We start from the raw sequence: 15,854 nt of genomic DNA, 5'->3' as shown, positions 1-15,854 counted from the left end.
AGTGGCGTCGAGCGCAGACAAAGATTGATTCCGACAGTCCGCGGACACGGTCGGGCCCGGTTGGCATTTGACTTCCCTGCCGCGGGTAAGGCATCAATTTGTCGACACCCCTGAAGAAGTTCAGGGGATTTTTGTTTAACCACGGCCTTAATCACGGCCTCGAAGGACCTTCCCCTCAATGAACATCTCCATCGAAGATCCTGCGCAACCCGACATCGTGACCTTGCTCGAGCACGGCGACGCAGAAGCCGCGAGGCTCTATCCGGCGGAGAGCAACCATCTGTTGCCGATCGACGCGCTACGCGAACCGAATGTGTTGTTCCATGTGGCTCGCGACGCATCCGGCACGGCGCTGGCGACCGGCGCCGTGGTCCTGAAAGGCGACTGGGCGGAAATCAAGCGCATGTGGGTGGAGCCGCAAGCCCGCGGCCAGGGACTCTCCAAAACCATGCTCGCGACGCTCGAACAGCAAGCCCGTGCGCATGGGGTACGCTGGCTGCGCCTCGAAACCGGTGTCGACAGCCATTCGGCGCTAGGTCTCTACGCCCGGGCCGGTTTTGTCGCGCGCGAGCCGTTTGCCGATTACCGTCCCGATCCGTTGAGCGTCTTCATGGAGAAGGATTTAGCCATGGAGACGACTGCGTAAGACTGCTTAAGCGCGAGGCCGCCGGCTCGAGGACAGCGCCCCGCGCCCCGCTCACCGGCCAAGAAACACATCCCGGTAAGCGCCATAGATCGACAGCAGCGGCACCGCGGTCATCACCGGCGTCAGCACCAGGGCGCGCAGGGTCAGCGGGACCATCGGGGCGAACAGCACCGCCACCGTCATCGCCGCAAAGTACATCAAGGTCACCGGCCAGTTGCGCGCGGCGCCGCTCAGGCTCGCAATCATCGCATCGTGCGGCGTCATGTCGTGCAGCATCACAAGCGCCGGAGCGAAGCAGGCCGAGGCGATCGCAACTGCGAAGATCGACGCGCCGAGCAGCGATTCGAGCGCACCGCGCACGCCGTGGTCGCCGCCGTAGCTGATCGACACGTTATGCACGCCGCTTGCGGTGACCGAGGCGTTCAGCGAGACATGGAACGTCGCCAGCAGGACCACATAGCCGACGGCGACAATCGCCGCGCCGTACAACCCGATCACGCACAGCGCGTTGCTACGCCGCGCCAGCGCCGCGAACGTCTCGCGCAGCGACACCGGCTGGCCGTTGCCGGCGCCGTCCTGCACCAACATCAGCCCACCCACCACGAGCGGCGCCAGCAGCACCGCCAGCGGACGCAACAGCGGCAGGAACCCCAGCAGGGTCGCAAAATCGGCGCAGAGCAGCAACACGCTCAGCCACAGCACAGGCTGCTGGCTCGCCGCACGCGCGCCGCTCGCGAGCCAGTCGCCAATACGCAAGGGATTGACTTCTCTTCCACCGGGAAAAGGCAGTGCCGGCACACGATGGAGACGGGTTTCCTTAGAAACGTCGCTCGGGTAATCGATGTTCATGACGATTTCCTCAGTTAAAGCGAAAAGTGGTTGTACGCACTGCTAAGGGTTTGGCTTTTCGGTATTTCGGTGTTCGGGTATTTCAGCTGCTTTTCTTCAGGGCGTCTGCTGGCGGTCGAGACTCGCCGAGACGACGTCGATCTGCCGTTTCACATAGCGCGACATGCCGCGCCAGGTAATCCGTGTCAACCAGATGCACAACGCAAGGCCGATGAGACCGATCGGCAGCATCACGATCGCATAGGTGTATTCGCCGTCCGACGCCGCCACGCGGATCAGGTGGTGACCGTCGTCGATGGCAACCTTGCCGTCGCTGATATCCACCGAGTCCGAGCCGCTACGCGCGCTCAGGTGACTGGGCTTGCCGTGCTGGTCTTCTTCCAGTTGCACGTGGTCGCCGTCGTCGCTGGAGATATCCCAGACCATCGACTTCGGATCCTTCGAGGAGCGGGCAAGCGACACTTTCTCGTCGTCGTCTTTCAGTTCCAGCGCGACCACATCGTCGCGAGCGATGCTCCATGTACCGTCGTCGGCTCTGGTCACCATGCGCCGTGCGGCGTCGGACGAACTTTCGAACTTGAACTCGTCGCCGTCGTTGCGAATCTCGACCGTGCCGGCACGAGTGACAAGCTCGAGCTTGCTGTCGTCCTGCAGGTTGAAGACAAAACGGTCGCCGACGATCTTCAGGCTCTTCAGGTTGCCGGGCGTGTCGCCTTCGCTATCGTCGTCCTCCGCTTCCTGCGTGGCCGAGGCTGCCGATGCTGGCGCCGCAACCGTTGCATTCGACGCCCCCGCTGCGCCGCTCGCGGCAGCGCCCGCCGTCGCCTGGGCGTGCTCGCTGCTGGTAAAGCTGAACGGCAGCGCATCACGTGCGGTCTTGCCGAAGAAATGATGGCCGGTCAAGGCGAACACGCCGACCAGCCCGGCGATCGTCAGTCCCGCAGAGACCGCGTAGCCCACCGTGAGCAAGACCAGGTACAGCATGAAAGGCACCAGCAGCAGCACGTTCAGCAGGCCCAACGCGGAGATCGACATGATCACGCGGAACAGGTTGCCGAACGACCGGCGGTCCTGCCATTGCCGGTAGTTCGCTTGCGCTTTCAGTTCGCGAGCGAGCTTGACCGGGTCGCCCAGCGCGGCGATCACGTCTTCCTCGCGGCGCCCAGCGGCAAGCGCGTCGCCAATGTATTCGCGGTAATCGGCAATGATTTCATCGACCGCCTGCTTGGGCAGACTGCTCAATTCCTGCCGCAGAGAATCAATGAATACGTCCTGCTTCATGGGTTTTCCCCTGTGTTCATTTTTATGCCGGGTTGTCCTAGCACGCCGTTCACCTCATCCACGAAACTGCGCCACTCCTCTTCCATCTCCAGCAGACTGCGGCGACCCGTGCCCGTCAGCGAGTAGTATTTGCGCGGCGGCCCCGAACTCGACTCGACCAGGTAGGTCGACACCCAGGCCTCGGCCTGCAGACGGCGCATCAACGGGTAAATCGTGCCCTCGCTGATTTCCATTGTTTCGGCGAGCGTCGACACCAGTTCGTACGCGTAGCTGTCCCCACGAGCCAGGACGGCCAGCACGCACATGTCGAGCGTTCCTTTTTTCAACTGCGTTTTCATCAAATTCCACGCTTCGTAGTGTGCGTTGCAAGGTACCGTGCTATGCACTACCACCGGACGGACTAATGGCCGCGGTGACCATGGCTGAAATGTAGCAGGCTCTACTGTCTTATGCAAGGTACCGTTTTATACATCGTTCCCGAGCGTCTCGATCGTCACATCCAGCAGAGCCCGTAGGCGGGCCACGCGGCGCAGGTCACGGTGATAACCCAGCCAGACATCGCGCCCCGGCGGCGCTTCGCCCAGATCGATGCGCCGCAGTTCGGCGATCGCGTCGCCCAGCGGGCAAGGCAGCACCGCAAAGCCGCCGCCTTCCGCGCACATGCGCGCCTGCGCGCCGCGGTTGTTGCTGCCGAACGCGATCCGCGCATTCGGCAACAGGCGCTTGACCCACTCCACATCCGGCAGCGTGCCGAACGCGCTATCCATGCTGACGAGCGTGTGTCCCGCGCCGTCGCCGGCTTGCGGCGCCACCAGGTCCAATCTCCCGTACAAGGCGTACTCGACGTGCATGAACTTGCGCTGGATCACGTCGGCTTCTTCGAACGGTGTAATGCGAAACGCCAGATCGGCCTCGCGGCGCGCGAGGTTATAGCGGCGCGAGTCAGTCACCAGTTCGAGGGACACGCCGCGGTGCTGCGCCAGAAACCGCGCGAACACCGGCGTGAGCACGTGAATGCCGAACCAGTCGGATGACGAGACACGCAACAGGCCGCTCAGGTGAGCATCCTTGCCGGCCAGCGCCCGTGTGAAACCGAGCGCCTCCTCTTCCATCCGTTCGGCATAGGCGAGAACGGCCGCACCTTCGTCGGTCAGGACGAAACCGTCGCGGGTGCGCTGGAACAACGCGTGGCCCGTCGCCTCTTCGAGCGCACGCAAACGCCTGCCCATGGTCGGCTGGGTCTGGCCGACCTGTCGCGCGGCCGCCCCTAGCGTGCCGTGACGGGCAATGGCGAGGAAGATACGGACGTCGCTCCAATCCAGATTGCTTCCAATCATTTTCGTTTGACTTGTATTCAATAACGTTGATTTACATGCGACCTTGCATGATCGAGTATGGACGTAACGAAGCAACGACTCAACCGGAAAGGAAATCACCATGTCCATGCACGCCCTTGTTCTCAGCCGCTATCACGGTCCCCTCGAACTGACCGAACTGGTCCGGCCTGAGCCGGCGCCCGGCCAGGTGCTGGTGCGCATCGCGGCCAGCGGTCTGAATCCGCTCGATACCAAAATCCGCGCAGGCAGCGCGGCGCATGCACAGCATCCCTTGCCGCTCGTGTTGGGGATCGACATGGCCGGAGTAGTCGAAGCAGTCGGCGCGGACGTCAGCGCGTTCAAAGCCGGCGATGCGGTCTATGGCATGACCGGTGGGGTCGGCGGCATTCAGGGTTCGCTCGCCCAGTACGCAGCAGTCGATGCCGACCTGCTCGCGTTCAAACCGGCCAATCTGTCGATACGTGAAGCGGCCGCCCTGCCTCTTGCTTTCATCACCGCCTGGTCGGGCATCGTTGATCGGGCCCGGCTGCAGGCCGGACAAACCGTCCTGGTTCAAGGTGGCGCCGGCGGCGTCGGGCATGTCGCCGTACAACTGGCGCTGGCACTCGGTGCGCAGGTTTTCGCCACGGCCAGCGCCCGCGATCACGATTTCGTCACCAGCCTCGGCGCGACGCCGATCGATCACCGGGCGCAAACAGTCGAGCAGTATGTGGCGTCGGCGACAGAGGGGAACGGCTTCGATCTGGTGGTCGACACCGTGGGCGGCGCGACCCTCGATGCGTCGTTCGCAGCGGTTCGGCATTTCGGACACGTGGTAAGCGCATTGGGCTGGGGAACCCATGCGCTGGCGCCGCTTTCATTTCGCGAAGCCAGCTACTCGGGCGTGTTCACCCTGTATCCGCTGCTCAGCGGTAAATATCGCGCCCATCACGGCGCGATGCTCGCCGAAGCCAGCCGGCTCGTGCAAGCCGGCAAGCTCAAGCCGAGGCTCGATCCGCGCCGCTTCGATCTGGGTTCGGCCGAACTGGCCTATGACGCGATCACGGGCGGCACGGCACGCGGAAAAATCGTGGTGGACGTGGAGTGACCAGACGGCGGAGGGCGCGCAACCTCAGATAACGAGCCGCGACACCTTGGTCCCTTCGAGCGAGATGCCGGCCATCAAGCCGGCATTGGTGAGCACGAAGGCCACCACGGGACTCATTGCCGTCGAGGTATCGAGATTGCCGTTCGCACCGATCTTCGCCAGCGCGACCGTGGCGTCGGCGCCGGCTGCCCAGCCCTGGCTTTGCGTGAAGCGGTCGAGCGCCTGTTGCGTCAGGAAGGCGAAAATGATCGCCTTCGATTGCGCGCCGATCTGCAAGCCGAACGAACCGGCCACGGTGCTGTAATACCCCGTCGTCTGGCCGTCGACGCGCAAGCCGCCCTGCCCGTATTGGCCGCCAAACCAGAAGCCCGCCGCGAACACGGATGGAAACACCAGCACGCCGCGCGCTTTGGCGAGAATCTCCTGCGAACCGTGCACCGTGCTCTGCAGGCGAGCGAGCGTCGAATCAATTCCGGCGTTGATGGTGTTGCGTTTCTGCGTATAGTCCTCGGCGGTCTCACCCGAGCCAAGCGGTGTGGTGGTGCAGCCCGCGAGAGTCAGGCCGCTCGACGCGACAAGCACACTGGTGCCGGTAATGAATTGACGTCGGTGCATATGGCTTTCCTAAGAAGAGAGGGTTGATCGACCGTCCGCGCGCGCAATGATTAGTACGGCATTGAAGTCGGTTTTCGATCGCTCTGCAACCGTTTCATTGCGAGTGTGCGCAGGAAGCAACGCGCGACAGGTGCAGGTGGGACCATGATCGGCGCGCCGAGTTCGAAAGCGGGAAAGGATGCCGCGACGCTCGGGGCACCGAACGAGCCAGGGGAATCAGGGTTTGCCCGGTACAATACCGCCCAACCCAGTTCGACTCGAGGTCCTGGCTATGTCCTTTCTTCGTCTGTTGCTGTCTGGTCGTCCGGCACGCCTGCTGGTGCTCGGCGCGCTCATGGTGTTGTCGCTCGGCGGTTGTGCGGGATGGTTCGGCCATGAGCCGCTGCGTGTGAGTGTCGCCGGCATCGAGCCGCTCGACAGCCAGGGGCTCGAAATGCGCTTCAACCTGAAGCTGCGGATCCAGAACCCCAACGAAGGGGCGCTTGACTTCGACGGCGTCTCCGTCGATCTCCAACTGAACGGCAAGGCTTTTGCCAGCGGCGTCAGCCCTCAGCACGGCACGGTGCCGCGCTACGGCGAGGCGCTCGTCAGCGTGCCGTTGACGGTGCCGGCCTTTACCGCGCTGCGGCAAGCCTTCTCGCTCGCGGGCAGCGATACGCCGCCGGGCCAGTACCCGTATATCTTGCGTGGCCGTCTGGCGGGTGGCCTCACGGGGGGAGCGCGCTTTCTCGATCAGGGCGTGCTGTCGTTGCCGGGGCTTGGGCTCGCGGGGCAATGACGATTCGCCGGCCAATAGAAAACGCACGCTGCCAGGTCAGCCGCTCAAGCCCCCTTGGGACCTGAGGCGGTGCCTGCCCACACCGCCTCACACCACTTCAAACAGCCCTGCTGCGCCCTGCCCGCCGCCGATGCACATCGTCACGACGACCAGCTTCGCGCCGCGCCGCTTGCCTTCGATCAGCGCATGCCCGGTCAGGCGCGCGCCCGACACGCCATACGGATGACCGACCGCAATCGCGCCGCCATTCACGTTGAGCCTGTCGTGCGGGATGCCGAGCTTGTCGGCGCAATACAGCACCTGTACGGCGAACGCTTCGTTCAGTTCCCACAGGTCGATATCCTCGACCTTCAATCCCGCCTGTTTGAGCAGCTTCGGCACCGCGAACACCGGGCCGATACCCATCTCATCCGGTTCGCAACCGGCCACCGCAAAGCCGCGGAAAATGCCCAGCGGTTGCAGCCCTTCGCGCTCTGCGACCTTGGCGTTCATCACCACGCAAGCCGACGCGCCGTCCGAAAACTGGCTCGCATTGCCGGCGGTGATCACACCGCCCGGCAACGCCGTGCGAATCTTCGACACGCCTTCGAGCGTCGTGTCCGCACGGATGCCTTCATCGGCAACAATCGTTACTTCCTTCGTGAAGAGCTGGCCGCTCGCCTTGTCGGCGACGCCGGCGAGCACCGTCATCGGCACGATCTCGTCGTTGAACCTGCCGGCTTCCTGAGCCGCCGCCGCGCGCTGTTGCGAGCGCACGCCGTATTCGTCCTGGCGCTCTTTCGAAATCGAGTAGCGCCTGGCGACGTTTTCGGCGGTCTGCAGCATCGACCAGTAGATCTCCGGCTTGTTCTGGTTCAGCCAGCCGTCGGTCATCATGTGGCGGTTCATCTCGTTCTGCACGCACGAAATCGACTCGACCCCGCCCGCCACGAACACGTCGCCCTCACCGGCAATCACGCGTTGCGCGGCAAGCGCAATCGTCTGCAAGCCGGATGAGCAGAAACGGTTGACCGTCATCCCCGGCACGCTAACCGGCAGGCCGGCACGCAAGGCAATTTGCCGCGCGATGTTCATGCCTGTCGCGCCTTCCGGATTCGCACAGCCCATGATCACGTCTTCGACACGCGCCGGATCGAGTTTCGCGCGTTCGACCGCGGCTTGCGTCACATGGCCGCCGAGCGTCGCGCCGTGCGTCATGTTGAAAGCGCCGCGCCACGATTTGGCAAGACCCGTGCGGGCGGTCGATACGATTACGGCGTCAGTCATGCATGTCTCCTGCTTCCAATGTTGAATGTGGTTCGTTCGCACCGGCGGGCCCAAGCGGACCTGTGTGCCGGCTTGCCCGGTTTCAGCTGGCGCATGCGCGCGCCTTCATGAGCCCGCCAGTTCCGCGGACTGCACGCGCTTGACACCCGCTGCGTGCAGATCGCGCCAGGCGGCGTCGAGCGAACCGTTGAGATCGATGGCGCGCGACGCGTCTTCGATCAGTGCAACTTCAAATCCTGCTGCCCGTGCATCGAGCGCGGACCAGGCGACGCAGTAGTCGGTCGCGAGGCCACAGCACCAGACACGCTTCACGCCCACCTCGCGCAAGTAGCCGGCGAGTCCAGTCGGCGTCGTCCGATCGGCTTCGAGAAAAGCCGAGTAGCTATCGACGTCGGCATGGAGCCCCTTGCGGATCACCACACGCGCATGCGCAATGTCGAGATCGCGATGCAGCGCCGCGCCGGGCGTGTCCTGCACGCAATGGGTCGGCCACAGCACCTGCTCGCCATACGGCAGCGTGAGCATCTCGAACGGCGCGCGGCCCGCGTGGTTGGCGGCAAACGAGACGTGCGAAGCCGGATGCCAGTCCTGCGTCAGCACGACATGACTGAAACCACCTGCGAGCCGGTTGATGACCGGCACCACTTCATCGCCATGCGCGACCGCCAGGGCGCCGCCCGGCATGAAATCGTTTTGCACGTCGATGACGAGCAACACGTCCTCGGCATCTTTCATCGCGGCACCTCGCGTCATCTCACGTCCACTCGTCTAGCTGTTGAATCCGCGGCCTTGCGCCGCCAGTTCCGCAATGCTCGGCGCCAGTTGCCACGCGTCGCCGTTCGGACGCGCAGCATAAGTGCGAATCGCCCGCTCGACGTTGTAGAGGCCGACGGTATCCGCGTACAGCATCGGGCCGCCGCGCCAGAGCGGGAAACCGTAGCCGGTCAGATAAACCATGTCGATATCCGACGCCTTCGACGCGATGCCCTCTTCGAGAATCTTCGCGCCTTCGTTGGCCAGCGCGAATACCAGACGCTCGACGATCTCTTCGTCGCCGATCTTGCGGCGCTGCGCCCCGGTTTCCTGCGAGTACGCGACGATCATCTCGTCGACCAGCGTGGACGGATACGCCGTACGATCGCCCGGCTTGTAGTCGTACCAGCCGCCGCCGGTTTTCTGCCCGAAGCGTCCCGTCTCGCACAGGCGGTCGGCGATCTTCGAGTAGTGCATGTCCGGATGTTCCTGATAGCGGCGCTTGCGAATCGCCCAGCCGATATCGTTGCCTGCGAGGTCGCTCATACGGAACGGACCCATCGCGAAGCCGAACTTCTCGATCGCGCGGTCGACCTGCGCCGGCAGCGCGCCCTCTTCGAGCATGAAGAGCGCCTGGCGGATGTATTGCTCGATCATGCGGTTGCCGATAAAGCCATCGCACACGCCCGACACCACCGCGGTCTTCCTGATCTTCTTCGCCAGTTGCATGACGGTGGCGAGCACGTCTTTCGCCGTTTGCTTGCCGCGCACGACTTCAAGCAGCTTCATCACATTGGCCGGGCTGAAGAAGTGCATGCCGACCACGTCCTGCGCACGCTTCGTGAACGCAGCAATCTTGTCGACGTCGAGCGTGGAGGTGTTCGAGGCAAGGATCGTCCCCGGCTTCGCGACTTCATCCAGGCGCCTGAACACCTGCTCCTTCACACCGAGCTCTTCGAACACCGCTTCGACAATCAGATCGGCGTGCTTCAGATCGTCGTACGAAAGCGTCGGGGTGATCAGCGCCATGCGCTGTTCCAGCGCCTCAGGCTTCAACTTGCCCTTCTTCACCGTCGCTTCATAGTTCTTGCGAATCGTCGCGAGGCCGCGATCCAACGCTTCCTGCTTCGTTTCGAGCAGCGTGACCGGCAGGCCCGCGTTGATGAAGTTCATCGCGATGCCGCCGCCCATCGTGCCGGCGCCGATCACGGCCACCTGCCTGATGTCGCGAACCGGCGTATCGGCAGGCACGTCGGGAATCTTGCTCGCCGCCCGCTCGCCGAAGAACGCATGACGCAGCGCGCGGCTTTCCGGCGTCTGCACCAGCGCGAGAAAGCATTCGCGTTCGAACGCGAGGCCCTTGTCGAAGCCGTTCTTCACACCCGCTTCGACCGCGTCGATACATTTGTGCGGCGCCGGGAAGTTCTTCGCAACCGCTGCCACGCTATTGCGCGCGAACTGGATAAAGCCTTCGGCATTCGCATGCTCGATCTTGCGATCGCGCAGCTTCGGATGCGGACCGTTCTGTGCACCGACCTTGCGGGCAAAAGCGAGCGCGGCCTCGGAGAGATTACCTTCCACCACCTCATCGAAGAGCCCTGAGCCGGCCAGCTTCTCCGACATCACCGGCGCACCCGAGACGATCATGTTGAGCGCGGCTTCGAGGCCGATCGCGCGCGGCAGGCGCTGCGTGCCGCCTGCGCCCGGCAGGAGACCGAGCTTCACTTCCGGCAGCGCGATCTGCGCGCCGGGCGCCGCGATGCGGTAATGCGCGCCGAGCGCGAGCTCCAGACCGCCGCCCATGGCGACACTGTGGATCGCCGCGACGACCGGCTTGGCGCTGCCTTCGACGGCCTTGATGACCGTCGCGAGCGTCGGTTCCTGGATGGCTTTGGGCGTATTGAATTCGGTGATGTCCGCGCCGCCCGAGAAGGCTTTGCCGGCGCCGGTCAGCACGATGGCCTTGACGGCCGGATCGTTCTGCGCGCGCTCGAGCCCTTCGACGATGCCGGCTCGCGTCGACAGACCGAGCCCGTTGACCGGGGGATTGTTTAGCGTAATGACGGCGACGCCGTCATGAGTCGTGTAGTCCACTGCCATCTGCCTGCCTCCATACGGTGAGGCAGCGCGTCGCGCGCTGCCTGTGCCGGTTCATTGTCCGACATTCCGGGTCAGCAAGCAGAATACACAAAAAAGCACGCTCGTTCAATTATCTGCGCGATTTATTGCGGGAAAGGGTTTGCCCCAGGACGCCGAGGGCATCGGGTCAAGCCGCGCCCTCCAGCGCCGACGGCAGCACGTGGCTGCGGAACATCTCGCGCAGCCTGAGTTTCTGCAGCTTGCCGGTGGCCGTATGCGGCAGTTCGTCGACGAACACCACATCGTCGGGGATCCACCACTTCGCCACCTTGCCCTCATAGAAGGCAAGCAGTTCCTCGCGCGTCACCTCGGTACCCTTGCGCTTGACGACCACCAGCAACGGACGCTCGGTCCACTTCGGATGCGAACACGCAATGCACGCTGCTTCGGCCACTGCCGGATGCGCGATGGCGACATTCTCGATGTCGATCGAACTGATCCATTCGCCGCCCGACTTGATCACGTCCTTGCTGCGGTCGGTGATGTGCAGAAAGCTGTCGCGGTCGATGGTCGCCACGTCGCCGGTCGGAAACCAGCCGTCCACGAGCGGCGAGTCGTCCTTGCGGAAATACCGGTCGATCACCCACGGGCCGCGCACATGCAGATCGCCGAACGCGACGCCGTCCCACGGCAATTCGTCGCCGTCCGGGCCGACGATCTTCATGTCCACGCCATAGATCACATGCCCCTGCTTCTCGCGTAGCTTGCGCTGCTCGTCGGGCGAACGCTGCGTCTGTTCCCATGTGAGCTTCGACAAGGTGCCGAGCGGCGACATCTCGGTCATGCCCCAGGCATGAATCACTTCGACGCCGTAGTCGTCCTGGAAGCTGCGCAGCATCGCGGGCGGACAGGCCGAGCCGCCGATCACCGTGCGATTGAGCGAAGAAAAGCGCACGCCCGCCTGCTTCATGTATGTAAGCAAGCCGAGCCAGACGGTCGGCACACCGGCGGAATAGGTGACGCGCTCTGCTTCCATCAGTTCGTAGAGCGACTTGCCGTCGAGGTCCTTGCCGGGGAACACCAGCTTCGCGCCCGTCAGCGGCGCGGCGTGCGGAATGCCCCATGCATTGACATGAAACATCGGCACCACCGGCAGCACCGAATCGCGCGCCGAGAGGCCCATCGCATCCGGCAGTGCTGCACCCATCGCATGCAGCACGGTCGAGCGATGCGAATACAGCGCGCCTTTCGGATTGCCGGTGGTGCCCGAGGTGTAGCAAAGATACGAAGCCGCGCGCTCGTCGAGCAGCGGCCATTCGTACGCGCCGTCCTGCGACGCCAGCAAGGTCTCGTAGCTGGTCACCGGGGTCTGCATCTCCGGCAGATGCGCGTCGTCGGTGAGCGCGATCCAGCCGCGCACCTTCGGGCATTGCGGAGCCAGCGTGTCGACCAGCGCGGCGAAGCTGATATCGAACAGCACGTAGCTGTCTTCGGCATGATTGACGATGTAGGCGATCTGCTCGGGAAACAGGCGCGGGTTGATCGTGTGGCACACGGAGCCGAAGCCGGTCGTGCCGTAGTAAGCCTCCAGATGCCGGTAGCCGCACCATGCGAGCGTGGCGACCCGCTCGCCGGGCTGCACGCCGAGCGCGATCAAGGCCTGGGCCAGTTGCCTGGCGCGCTTCTCGCAGTCGCGATACGTATAGCGATGCATATCGCCTTCGATGCGGCGCGAGACGATCTCCGTGTCGCCGAAGTGCCGCGCGGCATGCGCCAGCAGTGAAGACACGGTGAGCGGCACGTCCATCATCTGGCCCAGCAGCGGCGTCGTCATAAGCAGAGGTCTCCTCACGGTATTTTCGTCTTCGACGGCGGCTCGGATGCCGCGCGGCGCCTCGCCGCGGCGCTTCGCTGTCGGCCGGCCAGCAGCGCCGCTGGCGCCGATTTACAATATCGGTTAATCCAAAGGCGCTCAATATGTCGTTTTCCCCAAGCATTTCCGGCCTGTCCGGGCCGATGGCGGCGCTTGCCGACGCTCTCGGCACCCCGCGCGAGGGCGCATTCGCCCAACTCGGCGGCATCTTCATGACCCGCTTGCCGGCCGCCCCGCTTAGCGCCCCCTACGTCGTCGGCTTTTCTGCCGACACCGCCGCCCTGCTCGGTTTGGACCCGCAAGTCGCGCACGATCCGGCCTTCGCCGAGTTCTTCTGCGGCAACACCACGCGCGACTGGCCCGCCGAAGTTATGCCTTATGCGTCGGTGTACTCGGGGCATCAGTTCGGTGTCTGGGCTGGGCAACTGGGCGACGGCCGCGCGCTCGGCCTCGGTGAAGTGGACCACGCGGGCGCACGCCTTGAGCTGCAACTCAAGGGCGCCGGACGCACGCCCTACTCGCGCATGGGCGACGGCCGCGCGGTGCTGCGCTCGTCGATCCGCGAATATCTGTGCTCGGAAGCGATGCACCACCTCGGCATTCCGACCACCCGCGCGCTATGCGTGATCGGCTCCGACCAGCCGGTGCGGCGCGAGGAAATAGAAACGGCCGCGGTTGTCACGCGCGTCGCGCCAAGCTTCGTGCGCTTTGGCCACTTCGAGCATTTCTATTCGAACGACCGGGTCGACGCCTTGCAGTCGCTTGCCGATCACGTGATCGAGCGTTTCTATCCGCATTGCAAGGCCGCCGACGATCCGTATCTGGCGCTGCTCAACGAAGCGGTTTTGTCGACGGCGGATCTGCTCGCGCAATGGCAGGCGGTCGGCTTCTGCCACGGCGTGATGAACACGGACAACATGTCGATCCTCGGCCTCACCATCGACTACGGTCCGTTCGGCTTCATGGATGGTTTCGACGCCGGCTACATCTGCAATCACTCCGATTCGCAAGGCCGCTACGCGTACCGCATGCAGCCGCAGATCGCCTACTGGAACCTGTTCTGCCTGGCTCAGGGGCTGCTGCCGCTGCTCGGCCAGCAGCACGACGAAAGCGTCCGCGGCGAGGCGGCGGTAAAGGACGCGCAACGCGTACTGGAAGGTTTCAAGGACCGTTTTGCGCCTGCTCTCGAACGCCGCATGCGCGCCAAGCTCGGTCTGCAAACCGAACGGCCCGGCGACGCTGCGCTGAGCGACACTTCGCTGGTCAACCGTCTGTTCGAGCTGATGCAGGCAAACCGCGCGGATTTCACGCTGACGTTCCGCAATCTTGCCCGCGTCTCGAAGCACGATGCCAGCGGCGACGCGCCGGTTCGCGACCTGTTTCTGGACCGCGCGGCGTTCGATGTCTGGGTGAACGACTACCGCGCGCGGCTGTCCGAAGAAACATTCGGCGACGCCGAACGCGCCATTGCAATGAACCGCGTGAACCCCAAATTCGTTCTCCGCAATCATCTGGCCGAAACGGCGATTCGCCGCGCGAGAGAGAAGGACTTTACGGAAGTCGAGCGGCTGGCGGCGGTGCTGCGCCGTCCCTTCGACGAACAACCGGAATACGAGGCGTATGCCGCGCTGCCGCCCGACTGGGCCAGTTCGCTGGAAGTCAGTTGCTCTTCATGAGGCCCGCGTTTGCGCCGCTGCCGGGCTGCGCCTCAAGCGTTTCGTAGCCGGGATGAGCCCCCGCCCCTAACTAAACCGACATAGAGACAGGAACGACCATGAACCCAGACGACACCAATCCGGTGCAGAAAGACGATGCCGAATGGCGCAAGCAGCTCTCCGAGACCGAGTATCAGGTGACCCGCCATGCAGCCACCGAGCGCCCGTTCACCGGCCGCTACCACGACCACTGGGACCGCGGCATCTATGACTGCGTCTGCTGCGGCACGCCGCTGTTCGAATCGGACACCAAGTTCGACGCCGGCTGCGGCTGGCCGAGCTACTTCAAGCCGATCAACGGCGAAGTGATCGCCGAGAAAACCGACCGCTCGCACGGCATGCTGCGCATCGAGGTGCAGTGCAAGAATTGCGGCGCGCATCTGGGCCATGTGTTCGAGGACGGCCCGGCGCCGACCGGGCTTCGATACTGCATCAATTCGGCTGCGTTACAATTCGAGCCCAAGTAACGCAGCGCGGGCAACGTGGAGCCGGCGGCGGCGCTGGACGGCGGAATGCCGTCCAGCGATGCGAACCCGATGACAACCGTTCACAGCCAGTTTGCGAACCGGCTACCCTGCGACGAGCACCGGCCGGTTATTAGCCGGCCGCCAGCCGGTTGCCGCGACGGTTACATACAGCACGCATAATATGGGCACGAAGCGCCCTTCACTCCTCACCCATTTTTCCCTCATTCCTCCACGTCCCCGCCCAGATAATGAAATTCCTGTTCGATCTGTTCCCGATCATCCTGTTTTTCGTCGCATTCAAGCTGTGGGGCATTTTCACGGCCACGGCGGTGGCGATTGTCGCGACGCTGGTGCAGATCGCCTGGGTGGCGTTCCGCCACCGTAAGGTGGATCCGATGCTGTGGGTGAGCCTCGGTGTCGTGACGGTGTTCGGCGGCGCCACGCTCGTGCTGCACAACGACACCTTCATCAAGTGGAAGCCCACGGTGCTGTACTGGGCGTTCTCGGTGGCGCTGATCGTCTCGCAACTGGCGTTCGGCAAGAACCTGATCGAGGCGATGATGGGCAAGCAGATCACGCTGCCTCATCGCATCTGGAGCCAGCTCAGTGTGATCTGGGCGGTGTTCTTCGTGCTGCTCGGCATCCTCAACCTGTTTGTTGCGTATCACTTCTCGACCGACGCCTGGGTCAACTTCAAGCTGTTCGGCGCGACCGGCTGCCTGGTGGTGTTCATTGTCGGCCAAAGCCTGTGGCTGTCGAAGTACATGAAAGAAGAAGAGTGACATGAGCGACGACACGTTCCTGCGCGCCACGCCGGCCGAGCGCCTTGCGCTGATCGAAACCCGCCTCACTGCGGCGCTTGCCCCCATTGCCTCGATCAGCGTGCGCGACGACAGTGCACAACATGCGGGGCACGCCGGTGCCGCCGCCGGTGGCCATTACAGTGTCACTATTGTGGCAGCCGCTTTCGCCGGTCAAGCCCGCGTGGCGCGGCACCGCTTGGTGTATGATGCGCTGGCCGATGCCATGCAGCGCGGCATTCACGCCCTCGCAATCACGGCGTACACGCCCGAAGAATTCGCTTTGCTGTCCCGTTAGGAAACTTCCG

16 protein-coding genes are annotated in these 15,854 nt (G+C 63.9%); 7 read left to right on the top strand and 9 right to left on the bottom strand.

All coding sequences use genetic code 11. The features are described 5' to 3' along the window. Positions 1–178: 178 nt before the first annotated feature. Complete coding sequence (locus AC1ECK_RS21940) at positions 179–646, top strand: GNAT family N-acetyltransferase (protein ID WP_480322641.1); 468 nt, start codon at positions 179–181, stop codon at positions 644–646. 51 nt (positions 647–697) lie between these two features. Here AC1ECK_RS21940 and AC1ECK_RS21935 read toward each other — a convergent pair whose 3' ends face one another. From AC1ECK_RS21935 to AC1ECK_RS21920, 4 genes are all read right to left on the bottom strand, one after another. Beyond that, a complete protein-coding gene (locus AC1ECK_RS21935; protein ID WP_480322639.1) occupies positions 698–1,495 on the bottom strand; it encodes a BPSS1780 family membrane protein in 798 nt (265 codons plus the stop codon). A 96-nt stretch (positions 1,496–1,591) separates the two neighbouring features. Beyond that, on the bottom strand, positions 1,592–2,776 hold the full coding sequence (locus AC1ECK_RS21930) for a DUF1700 domain-containing protein (protein ID WP_480322637.1): 1,185 nt from the start codon (positions 2,774–2,776) through the stop codon (positions 1,592–1,594). Further along, positions 2,773–3,114, bottom strand: a complete 342-nt coding sequence (locus AC1ECK_RS21925) for a PadR family transcriptional regulator (RefSeq protein WP_480322635.1) — start codon at positions 3,112–3,114, stop codon at positions 2,773–2,775. Before AC1ECK_RS21925 ends, AC1ECK_RS21930 begins: the two co-directional genes overlap by 4 nt. 126 nt (positions 3,115–3,240) lie before the next feature. Beyond that, positions 3,241–4,113 (bottom strand): LysR family transcriptional regulator, encoded by an 873-nt coding sequence (locus AC1ECK_RS21920; RefSeq protein ID WP_480322633.1) that lies wholly within the window; start codon positions 4,111–4,113, stop codon positions 3,241–3,243. A gap of 100 nt (positions 4,114–4,213) precedes the next feature. Between AC1ECK_RS21920 and AC1ECK_RS21915 the strand changes: the two genes are divergently transcribed. Beyond that, entirely contained in the window at positions 4,214–5,200 is a 987-nt protein-coding gene (locus AC1ECK_RS21915; RefSeq protein WP_480322631.1) for a zinc-dependent alcohol dehydrogenase family protein, read from the top strand. Positions 5,201–5,224: 24 nt separating this feature from the next. Here AC1ECK_RS21915 and AC1ECK_RS21910 read toward each other — a convergent pair whose 3' ends face one another. After that, on the bottom strand, positions 5,225–5,815 hold the full coding sequence (locus tag AC1ECK_RS21910; protein WP_480322629.1) for a BPSL1445 family SYLF domain-containing lipoprotein: 591 nt from the start codon (positions 5,813–5,815) through the stop codon (positions 5,225–5,227). Between the two features lie 271 nt (positions 5,816–6,086). Between AC1ECK_RS21910 and AC1ECK_RS21905 the strand changes: the two genes are divergently transcribed. After that, the gene (locus AC1ECK_RS21905; RefSeq protein ID WP_480322627.1) at positions 6,087–6,593 is read left to right on the top strand and encodes an LEA/WHy family protein; all 507 of its coding nucleotides are present in this window, start codon (positions 6,087–6,089) and stop codon (positions 6,591–6,593) included. 87 nt (positions 6,594–6,680) lie between these two features. Here the strand turns inward: AC1ECK_RS21905 and AC1ECK_RS21900 are convergent, their stop codons facing one another. The 4 genes from AC1ECK_RS21900 to AC1ECK_RS21885 all read right to left on the bottom strand — a co-directional run bounded on the left by AC1ECK_RS21900 (position 6,681) and on the right by AC1ECK_RS21885 (position 12,525). Further along, a complete protein-coding gene (locus tag AC1ECK_RS21900) occupies positions 6,681–7,859 on the bottom strand; it encodes an acetyl-CoA C-acyltransferase (protein ID WP_480322625.1) in 1,179 nt (392 codons plus the stop codon). Between the two features lie 105 nt (positions 7,860–7,964). After that, positions 7,965–8,594, bottom strand: a complete 630-nt coding sequence (gene pncA, locus AC1ECK_RS21895) for a bifunctional nicotinamidase/pyrazinamidase (RefSeq protein ID WP_480322703.1) — start codon at positions 8,592–8,594, stop codon at positions 7,965–7,967. A gap of 33 nt (positions 8,595–8,627) precedes the next feature. Beyond that, positions 8,628–10,712 (bottom strand): 3-hydroxyacyl-CoA dehydrogenase NAD-binding domain-containing protein, encoded by a 2,085-nt coding sequence (locus tag AC1ECK_RS21890; protein WP_480322623.1) that lies wholly within the window; start codon positions 10,710–10,712, stop codon positions 8,628–8,630. A 166-nt stretch (positions 10,713–10,878) separates the two neighbouring features. Further along, positions 10,879–12,525, bottom strand: a complete 1,647-nt coding sequence (locus AC1ECK_RS21885) for a 3-(methylthio)propionyl-CoA ligase (RefSeq protein WP_480322621.1) — start codon at positions 12,523–12,525, stop codon at positions 10,879–10,881. 143 nt (positions 12,526–12,668) lie between these two features. Between AC1ECK_RS21885 and AC1ECK_RS21880 the strand changes: the two genes are divergently transcribed. The 4 genes from AC1ECK_RS21880 (at position 12,669) to AC1ECK_RS21865 (ending at position 15,844) form a co-directional block, all read left to right on the top strand. Next, complete coding sequence (locus AC1ECK_RS21880; RefSeq protein WP_480322619.1) at positions 12,669–14,240, top strand: protein adenylyltransferase SelO; 1,572 nt, start codon at positions 12,669–12,671, stop codon at positions 14,238–14,240. Positions 14,241–14,338: 98 nt separating this feature from the next. Continuing rightward, positions 14,339–14,746: a peptide-methionine (R)-S-oxide reductase MsrB gene (gene msrB, locus AC1ECK_RS21875; RefSeq protein ID WP_480322617.1), complete on the top strand. Its 408-nt coding sequence runs from the start codon at positions 14,339–14,341 to the stop codon at positions 14,744–14,746. A 248-nt stretch (positions 14,747–14,994) separates the two neighbouring features. Continuing rightward, on the top strand, positions 14,995–15,528 hold the full coding sequence (locus AC1ECK_RS21870; RefSeq protein ID WP_480322615.1) for a septation protein A: 534 nt from the start codon (positions 14,995–14,997) through the stop codon (positions 15,526–15,528). Between the two features lies 1 nt (position 15,529). Beyond that, on the top strand, positions 15,530–15,844 hold the full coding sequence (locus tag AC1ECK_RS21865; RefSeq protein WP_480322613.1) for a BolA family protein: 315 nt from the start codon (positions 15,530–15,532) through the stop codon (positions 15,842–15,844). The last annotated feature ends 10 nt before the right edge of the window (positions 15,845–15,854 follow it).

This window comes from Paraburkholderia sp. SSBN10T, from assembly GCF_056619545.1.
The sequence above is the reverse complement of the archived record's forward strand: the minus strand, read 5'-3'. Positions and strand labels throughout refer to the sequence as shown.